Genomic DNA, 21,112 nt, shown 5'->3' on the forward strand with positions numbered 1-21,112 from the left:
GCTTGGCCCGAGCCATCCCACGCTCCACTCACACAGCGAACGTGATCACCACCCACCCCACCCTGCCAAACCAAGATCATTCTGCAAGGACCCCTTAGCCAAATTAACTAGTTTGTTGCACGACTGAAACGAACAGTGCGGTGAGTTCGGTCACGGAAAGATGTGACGGGGACACGAAGCGGGACGAACGGGATGTTCGGCGCGGTTCACGCGGAGTCCGGTTCGGGCGGAGCGCGGCGATCGGAGCTATGCTGATCAACACGGGCTCGTGGTCCCTAAGGGCCGGCACGAGTTCGAAGAGCGGGCTCTCGACTCGGGAGGTTGTGTGTCAGAGCGGGAGGAACGTGCGTGTGCCGGAACGGCACGGGAACCCGCTGTCCATCAGGGCGGCCTGGACGAACTGACGGAGCGGGCACGCGGTCTGGTCTCCGACGGGAACCGCCGGATCCTGGGGATCGCCGGTCCGCCCGCCGCCGGGAAGGGCAGGATCGCGGGGGCGCTGCTCGAGAGACTGGGTGCCGAGGCCGTGCTCGTTCCGATGGACGGCTTCCACCTCGCGGGGGCCGAGCTGCACAGGCTGGGTATCCAGAACCGAAAGGGAGCTCCGGACACCTTCGACGCGGAGGGCTACGTCGCGCTGCTGCGCAGACTGCGTGCCGCCGAGGACGAAGTGGTCTACGCCCCCGAGTTCCACCGCGAGGTCGAGGAGTCCTACGCGGGAGCTGTCGCGGTTCCCCGGGAGGTGCCCCTCGTGATCACCGAGGGCAACTACCTGCTGCTCGACCGGGGGGCCTGGGGAGGAGTCCGCGGCCTGTTGGACGAGTGCTGGTTCCTGGAACCCGACGACCGCAAGCGGGTGAACCGCCTGATCGGGCGGCACGTGCGCCACGGCATGTCGCGGAGCCGGGCCCGGGAGTGGGTGCACCGCAGCGACGAGAGCAACGCGGCCCTGGTGGCGGCCACCAGGGACAGCGCCGATCTGGTGATCCGAGGGGACCCCGAGTAGCGGGACGGTGCGGTGGCGTTCGCGGAACGTTCCGGACGCCGCTCAGGCCGTGGTTTCCCGGTCCGAGCTTTCCCCCGTCGAGGTGAGTCCGGACGAGGCCGCCTGCGAGGAGGAGCCCTCCGGAGAGGACGGGGTGGTGCTTTCCGAGGTCGACGTCTCGGGAGGAGTGCTCGACTCCGAGGTTTCCCCGGGCGGGGGCTGGGGCTGCTCGTCGGAGTCCTCCGGAGCGGAGCTTCCGGGAGGTGGGAGGTCCTGGGAGGGCTCGTCGGGGACTCCGCCGCCGTCGTCCCCGCTGTTGCCGCCGTCCCCGGAATCCCCAGGAGCGGGATGATCGCCCGGTTCGCCCGTGTCCGTCGGCTCTCCGGTGGCGGAGTTCGCGTCCTCGGGAGCTCCTCGTCCGGAACTTTCCGCGGGGGAGCCCCGCGACGACTCCGGACGGGAAGCGTCGGTGGCCGGCTTGTCCGCCGTGCGGAAGTGGACGGAGTCCCCGGGCGGGGTGCTGCTGCTCGTGGTGATGACGGAGTCGGGCAGCGCGGTGTCCTGCTGGTGCGCACCGGTGTCGAGCGCCATCGCCGCGATCGTGGCGAAGCCGGTCGCGGTGATTATGCCGAAACCGGCGAGCACGGCCAGCCGTCTCGGCCTGGCGTCCGGGTCGTCGTACAGAGGATCCATGGAACACCCACCCGTCTCGCGAATCCGCACGGGACACCGTGGTCGGGAGCGACGTGACTGGCGCGATGCGCGCGAGTCCTCCTCCCGGCCGTCCGCGTCGGCATTACGGTAGCGACCGGTGCTCGTGACGCGGGTGCCGGGGTTGCGCGGTCCGCCCGTTCGCGCTTACGCGTTTCGGAGTGGCGAGCACCCCGAGGTGACGAGAGCATCCCCGGCGAACGGAAACGAACGAGAGAGGTGTCGCGTGAACGTGGCAGACGAGGCGAACGTCGAGCTCACACGTCTGACAGCATGGGTGCACGGGCACGTGCAGGGGGTGGGGTTCCGGTGGTGGACCCGTTCGCGCGCCCTGGAACTGGGGCTGGCCGGAAGTGCCACCAACCTGCGGGGCGGCAAGGTCGAAGTGGTGGCGGAGGGCCCCGGACGAGCCTGTGAGAAGTTGCTGGAAATCCTACGTTCGGGTGATACGCCGGGAACTGTCGAGCATGTCGCCGAACAGTGGTCGCAGCCACGTGGTCTGACCGACTTCGTCGAGAGGTGACCGGTCCCGCTCCGGGTCCCCGGTGAGCCCGCCCCCGCTCGCGGTGCGGGTAAGCTCCTCCGAACGGTTCAGTAGCAGTGTGTAGTCGATGCTCCGTGGGAAGGTCGTTGAGCGCTAGTGCACTTGAAAAGCCTGACGCTGAAGGGGTTCAAGTCCTTCGTGTCGACCACGACCCTGCGATTCGAATCGGGGATCACCTGTGTGGTCGGGCCGAACGGCTCGGGCAAGTCCAACGTGCTGGACGCGCTGACCTGGGTCATGGGCGAGCAGGGGGCCAAGGCACTCCGCGGCGGCAAGATGGAGGACGTCATCTTCGCCGGAACCTCGGGGCGGGCTCCGCTCGGTCGCGCCGAGGTCAACCTGACCATCGACAACGCCGACGGTGCGCTGCCGATCGACTACACCGAGGTCTCCATCACCCGGCGCATGTTCCGTGACGGGGCGAGCGAGTACGAGCTCAACGGCAACGCGTGCAGGTTGCGCGATCTGCAGGAGCTGCTCTCCGACTCCGGTATCGGACGTGAAATGCACGTCATAGTCGGCCAGGGGCAGCTCTCCAACATCCTGCAGGCCAAACCGGAGGAGCACCGCAGGCTCATCGAAGAGGCCGCCGGAGTGCTCAAGCATCGCAAGCGCAAGGAGAAGGCCCTGCGCAAGCTCGACGCGATGCAGGCCAACCTGACCAGGCTCACCGATCTGACCGGGGAGCTGCGCAAACAGCTGAAGCCCCTGGGCAAACAGGCCGAGGTCGCGCGCAAGGCGCAGACCATCCAGGCCGAGCTGCGGGACGCGCGACTGCGCCTGATGGCCGACGACCTGGTCACCGCACGCTCCGAGCTCGCGAGGGACCAGGCCAACGAGGAGTCCGCGCGGAACAAGCGGGCCGAGGCGGAGAAAGCGCTGCAACAGGCCCAGGAGCAGGAAAAAGCCCTGCAGGAGCACGTGGACGCGGACGCCCCTCGGCTCTCGCGGCTCCAGGACACCTGGTACCGGCTCTCGGCCCTCCAGGAACGGTTGAACGGAACTCTCCGCCTGGCCGAGGAACGGTACAAGCACCTCAGTGCGGAGCAGGAGCAGCACAGCGGCGAGCGGGATCCCGCGGAGCTGGAAGCCGAGGCCGAGGAAATCGCGGAGCGGGAGGAAACCGCGAACGAGGAGGTCGAACGCGTCCGCGAGGAGCTGTCCGAAGTCGTGCGGCGTCGTTCGGAGCTGGAGTCCTCCCTGCAGGAGGCCGAACGCGCGCACATGGAGGCAGTGCGCGCGATAGCCGACCGCAGGGAGGGCGCCGCGCGGCTTTCGGGGCAGGTCGAGTCCATGCGCAGCAAAGTTTCGGCCACGGACGAGGAGATCGAACGACTCGCCGCCTCGGTCGAGGAGGCGGAGCAGCGCGCGGCCACCGCGCAGCGGGCCCACGACGAGGCCGTTTCCGAGAACGGTGGGGAGGACGACACCGGTGAGTCCGACGTCCAGCAGCGCCACGACACCGCCGTGCGTGCCAGGGACGCCGCGCAGGAGCGGGTGAACGAGCTCGTCGCGGAGGAACGTGCGACCGAGCGCGAGATCGCCTCGTGGCAGGCCAGGGTGGACGCGCTGTCGATCGGCTTGTCGCGCAAGGACGGGGCCGGCGCGCTGCTCGCGGCCGGTGAGCGGGTTCCGGGGCTGCTCGGTTCCGTTTCCGCGCTGTTGTCCGTCGAGTCCGGCTTCGAAGTGGCGCTGGCCGCCGCGCTCGGGACCGTCGCCGAAGCCGTCGTGGTCCGTGGTGTCTCCGACGCGGTCACCGCCCTGCGTGTACTCAAGAACGACGAAGCGGGCAGCAGCGGATTGCTCGTCTGCTCGGCCGGGAAAACCGGGCGTGAGCCTTGGCCGGAGCTGGGTGGATCGGCACGCTGGGCCGTCGATCTGATCCGGGCGCAGGAGGAACTGCGCCCCGCGTTGACCATCCTGCTCGACAGGGTCGCCGTGGTGGAAGACCTCGACCGGGCCGAGGCCCTGGTGGCCGAGCACCCCGGGGTGCGCGTGGTGACCGGGGAAGGGGACCTGCTCGGAGCCAACTGGTCCTCGGGCGGGGCGACCGAGCGCAGCGGTGGTCTCATCGAGACGCAGGCCGCCGTGGACGAGGCCGAGTCCGAGTTGGAGGCGGCGCGCGGCAGGCTCGAGACCTACGGCGCCACCCTCGAGGGAGCCCGGTCCGAGCTCCGGGCCCGTGAGGAGGAGGCGCGCACCGCACAGGAGCAGCTCAACGAGGTGCGGGTGCAGCGCGCGCGCAGCTCCGAGCGGCTTTCCTCCCTGAAGGACGCGGCGCGCTCGGCGGCGGACGAGGTCGAGCGGCTCCGCCAGCAGCGTTCGGAGGTGGAGCGGTCCCGCCAGGAGTCGGCCGACAAGTTGGCCGAACTGCAGGAACGCCTCGAAGTCGTCGAGTCCGAACAGCAGGATCAGCAGGAGCCGGACACCACCGAGCGGGACCGGCTCGCTTCGGAGCTCGACGACGTGCGTCAGCGGGAGATGGACGCGCGGCTGGCCGTGCGCAGCGCGGAGGAACGTGCGCGCGCCTTCCAGGGGAAGGCGGAACAACTGCGCCGTTCCGCGCGGCAGGAACGCGAACGACGCGAACGGGTGGAAGCGGCGCGCCGGGCCAGACAGCGCGGCGCCCTGGTGGCCGAGACCGTTGTGGAGAACAGCCGCACGGCGCTCGAGCGCATCGCCGGATCACTGAGCTCGGCCGGTGCGCAGCGCGACGAGATGCAGACCAGGCAGTCCGAGAACCAGCGGCAGCTGGAAACCGTGCGCAACCGGGTGCGGGAGCTTTCCGGTGAACTCGAGAAGCTCACCGATGCCGTGCACAAGGACGAGGTTGCGCGAGCCGAGCAGCGGCTGCGGATCGAGCAGCTCGAGACGAAGATCGTCGAGGAGTTCGGGGTGGGGCTCGACGACCTGGTCGCGGAGTACGGACCTGACGTGCCCGTGCCGCCGAGTCCTGCCGAGATGGCCGAGTACGAGGCCGCCAAGGAACGTGGCGAGCAGGTCTCCGAACCGCCGGCCCTGCCCTACGACCGGGACACCCAGCAGCGTCGTGCCGACCGGGCCGAGAAGGATCTGGCCTCGCTCGGCAAGGTCAATCCGCTCGCGCTGGAGGAGTACGCGGCTCTGGAGGAGCGCTACAAGTACCTCTCCGGCCAGCTGGAGGACCTCAAGGCCACGCGCAAGGACCTGCTCGACGTGGTCAAGGAGGTCGACGAGAAGATCCTGGAGGTTTTCTCCTCGGCTTTCCAGGACGTGGCCACGGAGTTCGAGAAGGTCTTCTCGGTCCTGTTCCCGGGTGGTTCGGGCAAGCTGGTGCTCACCGATCCGGACGACATGCTCAGCACCGGCGTCGAAGTGGAGGCCAGGCCACCGGGGAAGAAGGTCAAGCGGCTCTCGCTGCTGTCCGGTGGTGAGAAGTCCCTGACGGCCGTCGCCATGCTGGTCGCGATCTTCCGGGCCCGCCCGTCCCCCTTCTACGTGCTGGACGAGGTCGAGGCCGCGTTGGACGAGACCAACCTGCGCAGGCTCATCGGGCTGCTGGATCAGCTGCGTCGTACCTCGCAACTGATCATCATCACTCACCAGAAGCCGACCATGGAGATCGCCGACGCGTTGTACGGGGTGAGCATGCGCGGTGACGGGATCACCACTGTCATATCGCAGCGCCTGGGAGGGTCCGCGGACGACCCCGCCGTGGAGGAACCGGCCGCCCCGGCCGAGCAGGAGGCCTGAATCCCGGAGCCCGGCGACTGCCCGAGGTGCCGGTCCGGTGGCCCCGCGGCCGAGGTGGGCTGCCGGAGGACCTCGATCAGACCGGTTCGGACGGTCCGGGAACCCGCTCCGAGCCGTCCGCGGTGCTCCGGTCGTGCCCGCTGTGGCGCAGTGAGAGCAGCCCGCCCACGAGCAGGCTCACCGCCACTCCGATCGGTGTGTACCAGGGGAAGGCCAGCGGGTCGCTTCCACCCTGCCCGTTCGGGAAGGTCACGCCGAGCGCCAGGTAGAGCACCCCGACCAGCGTGGTGAGGAAGGCCGCGACCGCATCGCTCTGCCGGGCCCGCCTGACGAGCAGCCCGAGCAGGAACGCGCCCAGCAGGGCCCCGTAGGTGTAGGAGGCGATCCCCAGACCGATCTCGACCACGGGGTTGTCGGTGGTGGTGAACACGGCGGCGAATCCGACGAAGACCAACGCCCAGCCCACGGTCGCCGCCCGCGCCGAACGCAGCAGTTTCGCCTCGTCCGGGGGACGTTTGGTGATTCGCTGGTACAGATCGCTGATGGTCGATGTGGACAGCGAGTTCAGCGAGGAGGACAGGGTGCTCATGGCAGCGGCGAGAATCCCGGCTATCAGCACGCCGGACAGTCCCGGGGGGAGTTCGTTCACGATGAAGCTGGGGAACAGTTCGTCGGTGCTGCTCATACCCATTCGTTCCGGGGAGGCCCCGGAGAAGAAGACCCACAGCATCGAACCGATGAACAGGAACAACGCGAACTGCAGCAGCACGACGAAGCCACTGCCGATCACCGCGCGCCTGCTGTCGGCGAGACTGCGGCACGCGAGCAGCCGCTGCACCATCAGCTGATCGGCTCCGTGCGAGGCCATGGCGAAGAACGCGCCCCCCACCACGGCGGTCACCGTCGAGTACTGGCTGGTGAGCACCGCCGAGCTCGAGTCGAACACCTCGAACTTGCCCGCTTCGAGGGCGCGTCCGAACCAGTCCGGGGGGAGTTGGCCCATCAGGATCAGCCCCGCCACCACGGAACCGCCCACGTAGACCCCCATCTGCACCACGTCGACCCACACCACGGCCCGGATGCCCCCGAAGTAGGTGTAGACGACGGTCAGCGCCGACAGCGCCAGGATGATCTGCCAGTACGAGACCGACAGCCCGAAGGAACCGAGCATGACCTTGACCGGGATGGCGGTGGCGAACAGGCGGAGGCCGTCGGCGAGCAGTCTGGTTATCAGGAAGGTGACCGAGGCGGTGCCCTGCAGTCCCCTCCCGAAGCGCTTTCCGAGGAACGCGTAGGCGCTGACCAGGTCACCCGCGTAGTAGCGCGGCAACAGCACGAAGGCGACGACGATGCGGCCGATCAGGTAGCCGAGCGCGAGCTGCAGGTAGGTGAACGAGCCGAGGTAGGCGACCGTGGGAACGCTGATCACGGTCAGCGTGGACGTCTCGGTCGCCACCACGGACAGGCACACAGCCCACCAGGGCAGCGTTCGGTTGCCCAGGAAGTAGTCCCTGGTGCCGCGCTGCCTGCCCGCGAGGAGGACGCCCAGCGCGGGGACGGCGAGCAGGTAGATCCCTATTATGGCGAGGTCGACGGCGCGCATGCGGGCTCCTGATCGTTCTCGGCGAGCACGTCTCCGTGCGGAAGTACCCGCAGTGCGTTGACCGGTGCTTCGGCCGGGGCGGGGAGGCGGAGCGGCTCGTGCCCCGGGGTGATGCTGCCCAGCACTCGCGGACCGGCCGCTCCCGTGGCGGAGGGGTGGTTGCCCGCGATGCCGTGTACCGATAGGAATCCCAGTACGGCGGTCAGGTAGGACTCCTTGCCCTCGCGGGGGATGCCGTGACGGTCACTGGTGCGGAGTTCGATGTCGCGGTGCGCGAGTTCGGCGCGCAGCGCGGTGAGCAGGGCCGGGTTGGAGGTTCCCCCGCCTGAGGCGATGACGAGCCTCGACGCGTGCCTCGCGCACTCCTCCGCCACGGTCCGTGCCGTCAGAGCGGTAACCGTGGCCAGCAGGTCCTCCGCGCCGACCGGTGGCAGCCCGGCGAGACGGGTACGCAGGTACTCGGCGTTGAACCGTTCCTTGCCCGTGGACTTCGGGGGTTCGGCCGAGTAGTGCTCGTCGTCGAGCAGCACTTCGAGCAGGTCGTCGCGGACTCGTCCCGCCGCTGCGAGCGCACCGTCGACGTCGCTGTCCCGCTCGTTGGTGACCATCGCGGCCGCGGCGTCGATGAGGGCGTTTCCCGGTCCGGTGTCGTAGGCGAGCACCCCGTGGCGCCCGTCCACCGTTATGTTGGCGATCCCGCCGATGTTGAGCGTCGTCGCCCCCGAAGGCGCTTCCCGCCCGATCCCGCCGGGGAGGTTTCGGTGGAGTCCGCGCAACCAGAGCGTGTCGAACAGGGCGGCCAGCGGGGCGCCCTGCCCTCCCGCCGCGACGTCCCGGGAGCGCAGGTCGGAGACCACGGGAAGCCCGGTTTCCTCGGCGATCCAGGCGGGCTGGCCCAGCTGGAGCGTTCCGAGAGCGCGGCCTTCGTCGATCAGGTGGTACGCGGTCTGCCCCAGCGAGGCCACGAGGTCGGCCCGTCCGTTCGCGAGCTCCGCGGTGCCGTGTCGTGCCGCCTCGGCCAGTGCGCGTCCCAGCTCGGTGTCGAGTCGGCACCACGTTTCCGGCCCCGCTTCGCGCGATCGAGCCGGATCCGCGAGTTCGTCCCGCAGTCGTTCGGGGTAGGCGAGTTCGTCGTGGCCCAGCGGTTCCAGTTCGATCTCGTCACCGCGCAGTCGCAGTTCGGCCGCGGCGACGTCCAGGGCGTCCATCGACGTGCCGGAGTGCAGACCGATCACGCGGCACTTCTCCATGCTGGTGGTGTAGATCACCCGAGGGGAAAAACGCAAGCTCGACGCGTCGATTCCCGGTGAACTCTCCACGAGGGTCGAGTCGGGAGAACGTCGTTGGCAGTGCGACGATGGACGTGTGTCCACCACGAACGTGATCCTGATCATTATTGCCGCACTGGTCGTGCTGGCGGTGCTCGTCACCACGGGCGTTCTGCTCGCCCGGCGCAGACGGGTCAGCCTCGGCCGGGGTGAGCGGGAGGATGCTTCGACCGGCCAGGGCGGTGGTTACCGCGCGGGCAGTGGCATAAGTCTCTCCAGCGGCGGGGACACCGCTGTTTCGGAGCATCCCGTCGAGGAGCGCACGGAGACGGAGGGACAGCCCGGAGTCGGCGATGACGCTGCCGTACCCAGGGACAGCGCGCACCGAGACATAGTGGATGTCCCGTTGCCGCCCTCGGTCGACGGCGAGTCCGCCACGGCCGAGGCCGAGAGCGCTCCCGATACCGCGCCGGCGGACTCGCGCCCTCCGGCGGAGCCGGAGCGCACGGAGGCCCCGGCCGTTCCGGAACAGCAGCCTCCCGCGGAACCGGAGTCCGAGTCCGCCCCGAGCGGTGAGCGCACCGCACCTCCGGAGGAGGCGGAGAAACCCGCCACGGAAGAGGTGGTGGGGGAGAGCACCGAAGCGGAACCCGCACCGGCCGAGTCCGCTCCCGAGGCCGAACCGGCCGTCGAGGAGGGGGCCGAACCGATCGAGCCGTCCACCGGCAGGCTCGAACGGCTGCGTGGCAGGCTTTCGCGTTCGCGGTCGATGTTCGGCCAGAGCGTCCTCGGGCTGCTCGGAGCGGGAGACCTCGACGAGGACTCCTGGGAGGAGATCGAGGACACGCTGCTGATGGCCGACATAGGAGCGGCGACCTCCTCCGAGATCATCCAGCGACTGCGCACCGAGGTGGCGGCGCGGGCGGTGCGCACCCCGGAGCAGGCCAGGGCCCTGCTGCGCGAGGTGCTGATCGACGCTCTCGGCCCGCAGCTCTCGCGGGACGTGCAGGCACTGCCGCACGGTGATCCCTCCGACGGTGGAAAGCCCGCCGTCCTGCTGGTCGTCGGGGTCAACGGGACCGGTAAGACGACCACCACGGGCAAGCTCGCGCGTGTGCTGGTCTCCGAAGGGCGTTCGGTGCTGCTCGGCGCGGCCGACACGTTCAGGGCAGCCGCCGTGGAGCAACTCGCGACCTGGGGAGAACGGGTCGGTGCCGAGGTCGTCCGCGGTGACGAGGGGGCGGACCCGGCCAGCGTGGCGTTCGAGGCCGTGCAGCGCGGAGCCGACTCCGGAGTGGACGCGATACTCGTCGACACGGCGGGCAGGCTGCACACGAAGACCGGCCTGATGGACGAGCTGGGCAAGGTCAAGCGCGTGGTGGAAAAGCGCGCCCAGGTCGACGAGGTGCTGCTGGTGCTCGACGCCACCACCGGCCAGAACGGTCTCGCCCAGGCGAGGGTGTTCGCCGACGTGGTGGACGTGACGGGGATAGTGCTCACGAAGCTGGACGGCACGGCCAAGGGCGGCATCGTCTTCCAGGTGCAGCGCGAGCTCGGCGTCCCGGTCAAGCTGGTCGGCCTCGGTGAAGGATCCGATCACCTCGCTCCGTTCGAGCCCGAGGCCTTCGTCGATGCCCTGCTCGAGTGAGCCCTGCCGAAGTGGGCGCTGCCGAAGTGGGTGCTGCCGAAGTGGGTGCTGCCGAAGTGGGCGCTGTTGCGTGGGCCCGTAACCGGTGAGCACCGACAGCGATCCGGCGGCCCGGGCTCCCCGCGCCGGGACGTGCCTTCCCGGAAGGCACGGGTCAGCGGTTTCTCCGGTCCCGCGGCCCGCTCCGGGCCGCGGACCGGTCCCCGGTTAACACTGCGGTGATGTCACGAATCACCGCTTAACCGTTGAGCGGGTTGATTTCACCGGGCGGACACGGTCGTATTCCCGTCGGGAAACACACGCCTCCGAGGATGCGGTTTCAACCTGGACCGCTGGCTCGTACGGGAGGCGATGTGAATTCGGGTGACACCGCCTGGGTGCTTGTGTGCGCTGCTCTTGTCATGCTCATGACACCCGGCTTGGCATTGTTCTACGGTGGGATGGTCCGCTCACGCGGCGTGCTCAACATGCTGATGATGAGCCTGGCGAGCCTGGGCTTGGTCGGTGTGCTCTGGGTGCTCTACGGATATTCCGGGGCGTTCGGCAGCGACCTCGGCGGAGTCGGGCTGCTCGGTTCCCCGCTGGAGTTCTTCGGGTTGTCGCGGCTGGTGGGGGCCGAGGACACGTCAGACACGATTCCCACCTTCGCTTTCGTCGCGTTCCAAGCCATGTTCGCGATTCTCACCGTGGCTCTCATATCCGGTGCCGTGGCCGACCGCGCTCGTTTCGGTCCGTGGGTGCTTTTCGCCGGACTCTGGGCCAGCCTGGTGTACTTCCCCGTGGCCCACTGGGTGTTCGCCTTCGACACGACGAACGAGTCGGGCGAGATCACCGCTGTGGGCGGTTGGATCGCCAACAGACTGGCCGCGATCGACTTCGCGGGTGGCACCGCCGTGCACATCAACGCGGGGGCGGCCGCGTTGGCCCTGGTGCTCGTGCTGGGCCCCCGGACGGGGTGGCCCAGGGGCACGGGGAAGCCGCACAACCTTCCACTCGTGGTGCTCGGCGCCGGTCTGCTGTGGTTCGGCTGGTTCGGCTTCAACGCCGGGTCCGCCTTGACGGCGGGCACCACGGCGGCCGTCGTCTTCGTCAACACGCTCGTCGGCGCGAGCGCGGCCATGCTGGCGTGGATGCTCGTCGAGCGGGTCCGGCACGGCAAACCGACCACTCTGGGGGCCGTGTCCGGAATCGTCGCCGGACTGGTGGCGATCACTCCGGCGTGCTCGGCCGTCACTCCGCTCGGTGCCATCGCGATCGGTGCCGCGGCCGGAGCGGGGTGTGCCCTCGCCGTCGAGCTCAAGTCCCGACTGCGTTTCGACGACTCGCTGGACGTCGTCGGAGTCCACCTGGTGGGTGGTCTCATCGGGACGCTGCTTGTCGGGTTCTTCGCCTCGGAGAGCGCTCCCGCCGGGGTGGCCGGCATCTTCTACGGGGGTGGTGCGGACCAGCTGTGGCGTCAGGCCGTCGGGGCCGTCGCGGTGTTCGTGTACTCGCTGGTCCTGAGCTGGCTCATCGCGTGGTTGCTGCAGAGAACGATCGGTTTCCGGCTCGACGAGCGCGGCGAGCACGTCGGTATCGACGAGACCGAGCACGCCGAGACCGGTTATCACTTCGGTGATGCGGGCAGCACGCTGCGCGGATCAGCGGCGGGCGAGCGTGGTTCCGTCGAGGAGCTGGAGGGAAGCGTCCGATGAAGTTGCTCACAGCGGTCGTTCAGCAGCACAAGGTGGACGAGGTGCGGAACTCGTTGGCCGAGCTCGGAGTTCGTGGCATGACCATCGCCGATGTTCAGGGGTACGGCAGGCAACGCGGGCACACCGAGATCTACCGGGGCGCCGAGTACGAGGTGGATGTCGTGGAGAAGACCAGGATCGAGGTCCTGGTCGACGACACCGATGCCGACGCCGTGCTGCGGGCGGTGGTTTCCTCCGCGCGCAGCGGAAGAGTCGGGGACGGCAAGGTGTGGGTGACGCCGGTCGAGTCGGTGGTGCGGGTGCGCACCGGCGAAACGGGGGACCAGGCGGTCTGAGCGAGTTTTCCGCTCGGGGACGCGGGTTCGCTGGAGCGGAACGCTCCGCGGTGGCACCGATCGGCTCGGGTGAGCGTTGCGGCGCCGTCAGCACCGAGCGACACCACGGCCGTTCCTCGTGGGCACAGCCCGGAAGGGCGTTCTCGGTCTGCCTCCCGGCGCGGGAGCGCCCGGTCCGGCCCCCCGGGAGGCGCGGCACCCGCCGGTGTTCCTGCGTAGTAGCGGGCATGCGCGGCGATGCTCTTCTGCGTAGCAATACGCAGCTTCATTCAGGGGGTCTCACGCTCTCGCGCGGCGCGCTGTCCCGGCCAGAATGCCGGTGTGACGCGTTGGAGGGCCCCGATGAGGGGAAACAGCCCCGCCCGTGCTGGGGGTCGGGCGGGAGAGGCATCGCGGCTTTCCACGCGTCGGAGGATGGCCTCCGGACGGCCCGTTGAGGGGGCGGGCCGTCCGTACGGCCGTTTCCCGGCCCGGGATTCGAACCGTGCTTTTACACGTGCCGCGTAGAGTGAGCACGAAGTGAGCGCGTGGTGCTGGTTCCGGGCGGGCGGAGAACACGGGGAGCCCCTGTCGAGCGGGTCCCCGGAGAGCCGTTCCCCCGCGAAGTTTCGGGTGGGGGCCCGCGAACTGGTCGTCGTCGGGGGACTGCCGGGCGCGGGCAAGAGCACCGCTCTCCGGTCGCTCGGGTGTCCCGCTCCCGTGGCCGTGCTGGATTCCGATCAGGTGTACGAGGCCCTGCTCCCCCGCGTGGGGCGTTGTGTTCCGTATCACCTGATCAGGGGAGTGGTGCACCCGGTGCACTACACCCGGGTGGTGATTTCCTGCGCGCGGTTTCCGGGGCCCGTGGTCGTCCACATGCCGGCCACCCGCGGGGTGGCGCGGGTGCTGCTCGTGCTGCTCGCCGCGGTGACCGGCCGGAGCACGACGCTGCTCTGGCTGGACGTGTCCCCCGGAAGTGCGTTGGAGGGGCAGTTTGCTCGTGGTAGGGTGATCAAGGCACGAACGTTCGTACGACATGTGCGACGTGCCCGTCGGGCCCGGCGGGTGATGCAGGCTTTCGACGCCTTGTTCGGATGGCGGCGATTGCGTGTACTCACACGTGCGGAGATCGCCGATGGAATTCAACTGATTCCACAGGGTGAGGTTGCTCCCTATCGGCCAGACGGGTGCCTAGGCAGACGTGATCGCCCGTTATCCTGAATCAGTACGCACCGGAAACGGAGCCGGTGCTGCCGGCTGAGATACATCGAGCTGCGAGTGACTGGCAACAGAGTGTGCGTTGCGGGTGTGCGCGGCCCGAGATGCGTAGGCGCCGGTGCGCTCAACAGTGCCGTCGTCACGCGGACCTGATTCGTGCGATCCGTCCGCGAATGCCGCTGTGGGTCCGTTCCACAGTGCTTCAGCCGCCCCGACCACACGAGGAGACTCCAGACTTACATGCCCACATTCGATGAGCTCGAACTCGACTCCCGCGTTTTCAGTGCGCTGACCGAACTCGGCTACGAGACTCCCTCGGACATCCAGTCCGAGACCATTCCCTCCCTGCTGCAGGGGCGGGACGTCACGGGACAGGCCCAAACGGGAACGGGCAAGACGGCGGCCTTCGCGCTTCCGATCCTGTCGAGGATCGAACTCGACAAGAAGCAGAAGCCGCAGGCCCTGGTGCTCGCACCCACCCGTGAGCTCGCCATCCAGGTGGCGGAGGCCTTCCGGACGTATGCTTCCCACCTGCCGGGACTCCGTGTGCTGCCCATTTACGGTGGACAGAGCTACGGCCCCCAGCTGGGCGGACTCCGCGAAGGAGCCCACATCGTCGTCGGAACTCCGGGGCGGCTTATCGACCACCTGGACCGGGGCTCTCTCGACCTTTCCGGGATCAGCCATCTCGTGCTGGACGAGGCGGACGAGATGCTGCGCATGGGATTCATCGAGGACGTCGAGCGGATCCTCAAGTCGGCACCCACGGACAGGCAGGTCGCCCTGTTCTCCGCGACCATGCCGAACGCCGTGCGCAAGATCAGCCAGTCCTACTTGAGCAACCCCGTCGAGATCGCGGTGCGCAGCGCCACGAAGACGGGGGCCAACATTCGCCAGCGCTACTGGCCCGTCCGCGGCGTGCGCAAGCTGGACGCTCTCGCACGGTTGCTCGAGGTCGAGCCGATCGACGCGGCCATCGTGTTCGCCAGGACCAAGCAGCTGACCGAGGAACTCACCGAACAGCTGCGCGTGCGAGGGTTCAACGCCGCGGCGATCAACGGTGACATCGCCCAGGCGCAGCGAGAGCGAACCATCGACCAGTTGCGCCAGGGGCGCGTCGACATCCTGGTGGCCACGGACGTGGCAGCCCGCGGACTGGACGTCGACCGCGTTTCCCACGTGCTCAACTACGACGCTCCCCACGACAGCGAGTCCTACGTACACCGCATCGGTCGTACCGGCAGGGCGGGGCGCAGTGGTGAGGCGATCCTGTTCGTCACCTCACGGGAACGGCAGCTGCTGCGTTCCATCGAGCGTGCTACCGGGCAGTCCATCGAGCGCATGGATCTGCCGACGATCGAGGCGGTCAACGAGCGAAGGCTCGAGCGGTTCCGCCAGCAGATCACGGACACCCTGGAAAACGGTGAACTGGAAGTCTTCGAGCAGCTGGTGCGCGACTACGAGCAGAGCAGTGAGGTGCCCGCCGCCCGCGTCGCAGCCGCGTTGGCGAGCATGACCCAGGGCGACCGCTCGCTGCTGTTGCAGCCGGAACCCGAGCCCGAGAGCAACAAGCCCAAGCGCAACGGTTCGCGTTCCGCCGACTTCTCCTCGAACGACTCGGAGACGGCGATGTTCCGGGTGGAGGTCGGCCGGCGCAACCGTGTCACACCCAGTGCGCTGGTCGGTGCTCTGGCGAACGAGGGCGGTCTGTCCAGCAAGCGCATCGGTCACATTGACATCCGTGACGAGCACAGCCTGGTCGAGTTGCCCGCCGAGCTCTCGGAGGACCTGCTGCACAAGCTGCGCAAGACGCAGGTGGCCGGACGAGGGCTGCGGATCAGCCGTACCGAGGGGGAAACCCCCAAGCGTTCCGGTGGTTCCGGCGGATGGTCCCGGAGGCCGACTCGGGAACGTTCGAGTTCGCGCCGGAGGGGCAGGACGGGTTCCACGGGCTCCCGCTCCGGCTCCGACAAGCGCCCGGCGGCCGAACGGGGCTGAGCACCTCCGCGACGGACGAGGCCCGGCCTCGTCCGTCGCTGTTTCACACCAAGCTCTCCCCCGCGTACCGTCCGGCGTCGAGCATCGCCGGTGAACGGTTATCCTCGGCATAGGAACATCGACGACTCTGGAGCCCGTGACCCCGTGTTCGACACTCTTTCCGACCGGCTCACTTCGGTCCTGAAGAACCTGCGCGGCAAGGGGCGGCTGTCCGAGGCGGACATCGACGCCACCGCGCGCGAGATTCGTATCGCGTTGCTGGAAGCCGACGTGGCACTGCCCGTGGTGCGCAGTTTCATCTCGGGTGTCAAGGAACGTGCCAAGGGCACCGAGGTGTCCCAGGCGCTGAACCCGGCCCAGCAAGTAATCAAGATCGTCAACGAGGAACTCGTCGGCATCCTCGGCGGTGAGAAGCGTGATCTCGCTCTCGCGAAGAAACCGCCGACCGTGATCCTGCTGGCCGGGCTGCAGGGCTCGGGGAAGACCACGCTGGCGGGAAAGCTGGCGCGTTGGCTCTCGGGTCAGGGACACACCCCGCTGTTGGTGGCCTGTGACCTGCAACGCCCCAATGCCGTCACGCAGCTTCAGGTGGTGGGGGAGCGCGCGGGAAGCGCCGTGTTCGCCCCCGAGCCCGGGAACGGCGTCGGCGATCCCGTCGACGTCGCCCGCCGTGGCGTCGCCGAAGCACAGCGTGCCCAGCACGACATCGTCCTCGTCGACACCGCCGGCCGGCTGGGTGTCGACGAGGAGATGATGCAGCAGGCCTCGGACATCCGGGACGCCGTCGAGCCGAACGAGACCCTGTTCGTCGTCGACGCCATGATCGGTCAGGATGCCGTGAGCACGGCGGAAGCCTTCCGCGACGGTGTCGGTTTCAGCGGAGTCGTGCTCACCAAGCTCGACGGCGACGCACGCGGTGGTGCCGCGCTCTCGGTTCGCCAGGTCACCGGACAGCCGATCATGTTCGCCTCGAACGGCGAGAAGATCGAGGACTTCGACGTGTTCCATCCGGACCGGATGGCGAGTCGGATCCTCGGCATGGGTGACGTGCTGACTCTGATCGAGCAGGCCGAGCAGGCGTTCGACGCCGACCGTGCGGAGCAGGCCGCAGAGAAGCTCGGCTCCGGTGAGCTCACCCTCGAGGACTTCCTGGAGCAGATGCAGGCCGTCCGCAAGATGGGGCCGTTGCAGAACCTGGTGGGCATGTTGCCGGGTGCCAACCAGATGAAGGATCAGCTCTCCAACTTCGACGAGGGGCACCTCGACAGGGTGCAGGCGATCATCCGCGGCATGACCCCGGCGGAACGGGCCGACCCGAAGATCATCAACGCCTCCCGCAGGCAGCGCATCGCAAACGGTTCCGGTGTCCTGGTCAGCGACATCAATGACCTGGTCAACAGGTTCTTCGAGGCCCGCAAGATGATGCAGCAGATGGCGGGTCAGTTCGGCGGTGGCGGTGGGGGCGGCCGCAAGGCCACCAAGAAGGCCAAGAAGGGCAGGAAGGGCAAGAACAAGGGCCAGGGCGGCCAGTCGAAGGCGGCTCGTGGCGGTGGGATGCCCGCGGGACTCCCCGGAATGCCCGGAGGTGGCCAAGGCGGCGATCCGGGGCAGCAGCTGCCCGGCGGTCTCAACCAGCTTCCTCCCGGTTTCGATCCTTCCAAGCTCGATTTCGGCAAGAAAAAGAAGTGAGTCGTCGTGACCGCTCTTCACCTGCGGGGTGAGGTACTCCCCGAAGGGCGAACACGTGATCTCTGGGTTCGGGACGGGGTGCTCAGCACCTCGCCCGTTCCGGACGCCGTCACGGTTTTCGACGGCGGGTACCTGCTCCCCGGCCCCGTGGACTCGCACTGTCACGTCGGGGTGGGCGAGCACGGACCTGTCGAGCTGTCCGAGGCCGCGGCCCAAGCGGAGACGGACCGGGCCGCGGGGACCCTGCTGTTGCGCGACTGCGGTGCGCCTGTGGACACGCGTCCGCTGCAACAGCGCGAGGACTTGCCCCGAATCGTGCGTGCGGGCCGGCATCTGGCCCGGCCCAAGCGCTACATACCGCACCTGGCCGAGCAGCTCGACGACCCCGAAGAACTCCCCTCGGCCGTCGAACGGCAGGCGAAGAACGGCGACGGCTGGGTGAAACTGGTCGGGGACTGGATCGACCGTTCGGTGGGGGACCTGGCGCCGCTGTGGCCGGACGAGGTTCTCGAACGCGCCATCGCGGCTGCCCACGACCACGGGGCTCGCGTCACCGCGCACGTCTTCGGGCCGGACGCGTTGCCCGGCCTGCTCAACGCCGGGATCGACTGCATCGAGCACGGCACCGGCCTCGACGACGCGAGCGTCGAGCTGATGGCGCGGCGTCGTGTCGCCCTGGTACCCACCTTGATCAATGTCGAGAACTTCCCCTCCTTCGCGGCGGCCGCGACCAAGTACCCCGACTACGCCGCGCACATGAACAAGCTGTACCGCGAGTCCGAGCGCACCGTGGGCAAGGCGATCGAAGCCGGGGTTCCGGTGTATGCCGGTACCGACGCCGGAGGCGGTATCGCACACGGCAGGCTGGTCGACGAGGTGATCGCCCTGAACCGGGTGGGGATGTCGACCGGACAGGCGCTGGCCTCCGCTACCTGGGACGCCAGAAGCTGGCTCGGTTTCTCCGGTCTGGAGGACGGGGCCGCCGCGGACCTGGTCGGCTACGAGGCGGATCCGCGCGGGAACCTGGAAGTCCTGCGGAACCCGAAACGGATCGTGCTGCGTGGTCGCGTGGTCGGCTGAACTCCGCCTTGCGGGGTTGTCCCCGACCGGGCCGCCGGCCGTTACCGGGTCGGGTGGCGCAATCGGGATGCTCGAGTGCGGGAAACACCGTTAGGCTGGCAGTCCCCCCCGATGAGCGGGTCCGGATCTTCTCGGGGGCGACCTTGGGCAGAGCGTACGGAGGTGTTCGTGGCCGCACCGCGACCTCCCGGAACCGGCGGTGGTGCGGATCCGGAGCCTTGCCAGGACGACCACACTGCCGCGGACGCCGCAAGTCCCGGGGAGCGCGCTCCCCGATGGGGTTTCGGTGCTTTCTTCCTCGCCGAAGCCGTTTTCGTGTTGGTCTCGGTGGGGCTGGCGACGTTCTTCGGTGATTTCGGCAGCGGGAACTGGGTGGGCCCCGTGTTCGTGCTGATCCTGATGGCTCCCACCGTGCTGGCCGGTGCCGTGGCCGTTGTGGCCACTCTCGTCCGGGGGAACGGTCCCGTGCGGGACTTCGGGCTGCGGTGGAGACGTTCCGATGTGCGCACCGGCCTGGGCATAGGGATGTGCGGTCTGGTGCTGAGCACCGTGGCCTCGATGCTCTGGACGAGATGGGTCGGCACGGAGCAGGCGAACTCCGCCGTGGGGAGTCTGCTCGAGGAGGTTCGGCTTCCCCCGGCGCTCGCCGTGGTCATCTTCCTGCATGTGTGGTTGGTCGCCCCGGTCTGCGAGGAGTTGCTTTACCGCGGACTCCTCTGGGGGGCCATGGAAAAGCTCAGGTTCAGCCAGGTCACGGTGTTTCTGCTCACCACGGCGATATTCGCCATCGGGCACTTCGAGCCCGCGCGCACAGTGCTGCTGCTCGTGATAGCCGTACCGATCGGGTTGGCGCGACTCATCACGGGAAGGTTGACTGCTAGCGTCGTGGCACACCAGGTGAACAACTTCCTGCCCGCGTTGGGGCTGTTGCTCATGTCGCTGGGTCTGTTGCCTGCCTGAGAGCCAGGTCGATTCGTCGGCACGAGGCACGCCGCGAGGCTGTCGCGGGCTTTTCGGAGGACTCCTTCGAGGCCACTCGCAGATGGTCTGGCACAATAGGAAGCTGTTCGCCACGAGCGGGCTCTCTCACCGCTTCGTGGCTGGTCGAAGTATGAGCATCTGTAGCGCCCGACGCTGTTTGTTCGAGATGCTCACCGGAGCACGAACGAGAGTTTGAGGAGCACCACCACCCGTGGCAGTAAAGATCAAATTGATGCGGCTGGGTAAGATCCGCGAGCCGCACTACCGCATTGTCGTCGCCGATGCCAAGACTCGCCGGGACGGGCGGGACATCGAGACGATCGGCCAGTACCACCCGAAGCAGCAGCCGAGTCACATCCAGGTGGACTCCGAGCGTGCGCAGTACTGGTTGAGCGTCGGTGCCCAGCCCACCGAGCGGGTGCAGCACCTGCTGAAGGTGACGGGGGACTGGCAGAAGTTCAAGGGTCTCCCCGGCGCGGAAGGCACCCTGAAGGGGCAGCAGAGCAAGAAGTCCAAGCAGGAGATGTTCGAGGCTGCTCTCTCGGCTGCCGAGGAGGAGCCCGGCGTCGAGGCCACAACGCCCAAGAAGAAGGGCGGTAAGAAGGCCGAGGCAGCGGCCGACGGCGAGGAGAGCAAGGAACGGTCCGAGGAAGGCCAGGCGTGACTGTCCTCGCGGACGCTTTGGAACATCTCGTGCGGGGAATCGTGGACAATCCCGACGAGGTGCGCGTCGAATCGTCGTCGACACGTCGTGGTCGCACTCTCGAAGTGCACGTCAACCCCGATGACCTGGGCAAGGTCATCGGAAGGGGCGGACGTACCGCGACTGCGTTGCGCACTGTCGTTTCCGGTGTCGGTGGGCGTGGGATTCGCGTCGACGTGGTAGACACCGATCGCTGAGCGGCGGTTATGGCTGAACAACAGGCTGCCCCACTGGTCGTCGGTCGTGTGGTCAAGCCGCACGGTGTGCGCGGCGAGTTCGTGGTGGAGGTTCGCTCGGACAGTCCGGACCGCCGTTTCGTCGCGGGAGCCGTCCTGGGAGTCGTGCGCAAGGCCGGGGGCGGTGATCCCGAGTCGTCGCTCGAGCTGGTAGCCGCCCGGTGGCACGCCGGGCGGCTGCTGGTGGTCGCGAAGGGGATTTCCTCGCGTGAGGCGGCGGAGCGGTTGCGCGGAGTCCTGCTTACCGTGAATCGGGAAGACCTGGAGACGCTGGACGATCCCGACGAGTTCCACGACCACCAGCTGGAGGGGTTGTCGGTCCGGCAGCCGGACGGCACCGTGCTGGGCAGCGTGGCCGGAGTGGTACACACCCCGGCCGGGGAGCTGCTGGGCATCTCCCTCGCGGAAGAGCAGCACGAGGCACTGGTTCCCTTCGTCAACGACATCGTCGTCGAGGTGAGTCTCGAGAGGGGAGTCCTGGTCATCGACCCTCCGGAAGGGTTGCTCGACCGGTTCTGAGGGAATGTTCGACGACTTGGTCCGGTGGTTGGGGAACCGGAGGCCGAGTCGGCGTATCGGGAGCGCCGCCGGGCATTCGAGCTCGGACTGCGGGAGCTCGGACAGGAGCTCGAGGGGTTTCGGGGGCGTCGAGTGCGCTTGCCTTCGACACACCCGTCCGCCGAGCCGGTCGTCCGGCCGGACTGTCCG

General features: G+C 68.4%; 17 protein-coding genes. 14 read left to right on the forward strand and 3 right to left on the reverse strand.

The window, feature by feature from the left end; genetic code table 11:
- The first annotated feature begins 325 nt into the window (after nucleotides 1–325).
- Nucleotides 326–1,006 (forward strand): nucleoside/nucleotide kinase family protein, encoded by a 681-nt coding sequence (locus FHR84_RS05780; RefSeq protein ID WP_179534444.1) that lies wholly within the window; start codon nucleotides 326–328, stop codon nucleotides 1,004–1,006.
- 42 nt (nucleotides 1,007–1,048) lie between these two features.
- Here FHR84_RS05780 and FHR84_RS05785 read toward each other — a convergent pair whose 3' ends face one another.
- On the reverse strand, nucleotides 1,049–1,678 hold the full coding sequence (locus FHR84_RS05785) for a prolipoprotein diacylglyceryl transferase (protein WP_179534445.1): 630 nt from the start codon (nucleotides 1,676–1,678) through the stop codon (nucleotides 1,049–1,051).
- 244 nt (nucleotides 1,679–1,922) lie between these two features.
- On the opposite strand from FHR84_RS05785, the gene FHR84_RS05790 reads away from it, so the two are divergent.
- Nucleotides 1,923–2,219 (forward strand): acylphosphatase, encoded by a 297-nt coding sequence (locus FHR84_RS05790; RefSeq protein WP_179534446.1) that lies wholly within the window; start codon nucleotides 1,923–1,925, stop codon nucleotides 2,217–2,219.
- Between the two features lie 117 nt (nucleotides 2,220–2,336).
- Complete coding sequence (gene smc, locus FHR84_RS05795) at nucleotides 2,337–5,972, forward strand: chromosome segregation protein SMC (protein WP_179534447.1); 3,636 nt, start codon at nucleotides 2,337–2,339, stop codon at nucleotides 5,970–5,972.
- 76 nt (nucleotides 5,973–6,048) lie between these two features.
- Here smc and FHR84_RS05800 read toward each other — a convergent pair whose 3' ends face one another.
- A complete protein-coding gene (locus FHR84_RS05800; protein WP_179534448.1) occupies nucleotides 6,049–7,575 on the reverse strand; it encodes a sodium:solute symporter in 1,527 nt (508 codons plus the stop codon).
- The gene (locus FHR84_RS05805; protein ID WP_179534865.1) at nucleotides 7,551–8,825 is read right to left on the reverse strand and encodes an anhydro-N-acetylmuramic acid kinase; all 1,275 of its coding nucleotides are present in this window, start codon (nucleotides 8,823–8,825) and stop codon (nucleotides 7,551–7,553) included. The genes FHR84_RS05800 and FHR84_RS05805 overlap by 25 nt, the downstream gene beginning before the upstream one ends.
- A 115-nt stretch (nucleotides 8,826–8,940) precedes the next feature.
- Between FHR84_RS05805 and ftsY the strand changes: the two genes are divergently transcribed.
- The 11 genes from ftsY to rimM all read left to right on the forward strand — a co-directional run bounded on the left by ftsY (nucleotide 8,941) and on the right by rimM (nucleotide 20,923).
- Nucleotides 8,941–10,491: a signal recognition particle-docking protein FtsY gene (gene ftsY / locus FHR84_RS05810; RefSeq protein ID WP_179534449.1), complete on the forward strand. Its 1,551-nt coding sequence runs from the start codon at nucleotides 8,941–8,943 to the stop codon at nucleotides 10,489–10,491.
- Between the two features lie 401 nt (nucleotides 10,492–10,892).
- A complete protein-coding gene (locus tag FHR84_RS05815) occupies nucleotides 10,893–12,185 on the forward strand; it encodes an ammonium transporter (protein WP_425489857.1) in 1,293 nt (430 codons plus the stop codon).
- Nucleotides 12,182–12,520, forward strand: coding sequence for a P-II family nitrogen regulator (locus FHR84_RS05820; RefSeq protein ID WP_179534451.1), 339 nt, complete (start codon nucleotides 12,182–12,184; stop codon nucleotides 12,518–12,520). The genes FHR84_RS05815 and FHR84_RS05820 overlap by 4 nt, the downstream gene beginning before the upstream one ends.
- Nucleotides 12,521–13,039: 519 nt before the next feature.
- On the forward strand, nucleotides 13,040–13,720 hold the full coding sequence (locus FHR84_RS05825; protein WP_343075169.1) for a P-loop nucleotide/nucleoside kinase family protein: 681 nt from the start codon (nucleotides 13,040–13,042) through the stop codon (nucleotides 13,718–13,720).
- A gap of 237 nt (nucleotides 13,721–13,957) precedes the next feature.
- Nucleotides 13,958–15,715 carry a DEAD/DEAH box helicase gene (locus FHR84_RS05830; RefSeq protein ID WP_179534452.1) on the forward strand — a complete coding sequence of 586 codons (1,758 nt, stop codon included), beginning with the start codon at nucleotides 13,958–13,960 and terminating at the stop codon, nucleotides 15,713–15,715.
- Between the two features lie 144 nt (nucleotides 15,716–15,859).
- Nucleotides 15,860–17,404 (forward strand): signal recognition particle protein, encoded by a 1,545-nt coding sequence (gene ffh, locus FHR84_RS05835; RefSeq protein ID WP_179534453.1) that lies wholly within the window; start codon nucleotides 15,860–15,862, stop codon nucleotides 17,402–17,404.
- A gap of 6 nt (nucleotides 17,405–17,410) precedes the next feature.
- A complete protein-coding gene (locus FHR84_RS05840; RefSeq protein WP_179534454.1) occupies nucleotides 17,411–18,484 on the forward strand; it encodes an amidohydrolase family protein in 1,074 nt (357 codons plus the stop codon).
- 168 nt (nucleotides 18,485–18,652) lie between these two features.
- On the forward strand, nucleotides 18,653–19,444 hold the full coding sequence (locus tag FHR84_RS23140) for a CPBP family glutamic-type intramembrane protease (protein ID WP_179534455.1): 792 nt from the start codon (nucleotides 18,653–18,655) through the stop codon (nucleotides 19,442–19,444).
- Nucleotides 19,445–19,676: 232 nt separating this feature from the next.
- Nucleotides 19,677–20,129, forward strand: a complete 453-nt coding sequence (gene rpsP, locus FHR84_RS05850; RefSeq protein WP_179534456.1) for a 30S ribosomal protein S16 — start codon at nucleotides 19,677–19,679, stop codon at nucleotides 20,127–20,129.
- Nucleotides 20,126–20,365, forward strand: coding sequence for an RNA-binding protein (locus FHR84_RS05855; RefSeq protein WP_092522989.1), 240 nt, complete (start codon nucleotides 20,126–20,128; stop codon nucleotides 20,363–20,365). Before rpsP ends, FHR84_RS05855 begins: the two co-directional genes overlap by 4 nt.
- A 9-nt stretch (nucleotides 20,366–20,374) precedes the next feature.
- Complete coding sequence (rimM, locus tag FHR84_RS05860) at nucleotides 20,375–20,923, forward strand: ribosome maturation factor RimM (protein WP_179534457.1); 549 nt, start codon at nucleotides 20,375–20,377, stop codon at nucleotides 20,921–20,923.
- Nucleotides 20,924–21,112: the final 189 nt, after the last annotated feature.

The organism is Actinopolyspora biskrensis (assembly GCF_013408175.1).
In the GTDB taxonomy this organism is placed as follows: Bacteria; Actinomycetota; Actinomycetes; order Mycobacteriales; family Pseudonocardiaceae; genus Actinopolyspora; species Actinopolyspora biskrensis.